The following is a 1,062-nucleotide window of genomic DNA, read 5'->3' as shown; positions in this document are numbered from 1 at the left end:
TCCCTCCCAGGGCATATATGCTACGAGGATGTTGTGGCCCAGGGCGAGTTCGGCGCCTTCGGTGGAGGAACCGTCGGCGAGCACTTGACCGGCTACGACGCGATCGCCCTCATAAATCAAAGGACGCTGGTTTAAACAGGTATCCTGGTTCGATCGCTGATATTTTTGCAATTCGCGATCGATGCAGCCTGCATATTTTTGATTGAAAGCTGAGGGATTCCTGTTCCGTAATTCGTCATTTTTTAATATTTGAAATAAACTTTATTGGGTCTTAAATTTATAAAATTTAAAATAAATTTGATATAATTATTAATAGAAACTCCCCTTCACGGTGCTGATAACACCCAAGGGGTCTAAGTCTGCACGGAGACTCAGCATGAATATAATAACACTTTCCTTGGGCGTTGACATTCCCTACCAAGTCAACGCGGATGGCTGTTGGATTTGTTTGTTAGGTAAAAATAAAGCTGGTTATGCTTACAAAAATCTCAAAGGCAGAATGCAATTAGTTCATCGATTAGTTTTAAAAGACAAGCTTGGTCGTCCAATTCAAGAAAAATATTGCGCTTGTCATTTGTGCGATAATCCAAGCTGCATAAATCCAGAACACCTTTTTGAGGCTACTCAAAAAGATAACATCCAGGATGCCATTTGCAAACAAAGACGAACTACAAATAATGTAGGAAAAAGAAAATTGACTGAGGAACAAGTTAAAAAGGTTCGAGAATTTGTGAAACAAGGGCAAAGTCAATACTTAATAGCCCAAGAATTTGGCGTAAATCAATCTACGATCAGCGACATAATTACTGGAAAAACCTACAAAACTTAAACTAATTCGATCCCATCAGAGATCGGTTGGCGTCGTCGTGTTCCAAGAACGGAATCAGGGAGGTGGCGACGGAGACGATTTGCACTGGCGAAATCGCCATGTAGTCCACCTGCATCGGGGTGGTGGTGGTGAATTCTTGGCGGTAGCGCACGGCTACGGTTTCGCCCAAGAGGTTGTTGTTTTCGTCGAGGCTGATGTCTCCGGGGGCGACGCGCAAGTCATCTTCTTCATCG

Annotated in this window: 1 protein-coding gene and 2 pseudogenes; 1 reads left to right on the top strand and 2 read right to left on the bottom strand. The window is 43.3% G+C overall.

The annotated features are described in order from the left end of the window. Positions 1–174 (bottom strand): annotated as a pseudogene (locus tag JGK07_RS32995) (hypothetical protein); the annotation flags it as partial. Positions 175–376: 202 nt separating this feature from the next. Here JGK07_RS32995 and JGK07_RS32990 point away from each other — a divergent pair. After that, on the top strand, positions 377–829 hold the full coding sequence (locus JGK07_RS32990; protein ID WP_293243633.1) for an HNH endonuclease: 453 nt from the start codon (positions 377–379) through the stop codon (positions 827–829). 4 nt (positions 830–833) lie between these two features. Here the strand turns inward: JGK07_RS32990 and JGK07_RS32985 are convergent. Then, positions 834–1,062 (bottom strand): annotated as a pseudogene (locus JGK07_RS32985) (hypothetical protein); the annotation flags it as partial.

It is taken from the genome of Microcoleus sp. PH2017_24_DOB_U_A (assembly GCF_020738205.1).
In the GTDB taxonomy this organism is placed as follows: domain Bacteria; phylum Cyanobacteriota; class Cyanobacteriia; order Cyanobacteriales; family Microcoleaceae; genus Microcoleus.
Note: the sequence above shows the minus strand (reverse complement) of the source record. Positions and strands in the feature narration are given on the sequence as shown.

Bases quoted from the DNA above. Each gene is read 5' to 3' on its own strand.
- JGK07_RS32990 (WP_293243633.1), top strand. From the start codon at position 377: ATGAATATAATAACACTTTCCTTGGGCGTTGACATTCCCTACCAAGTC.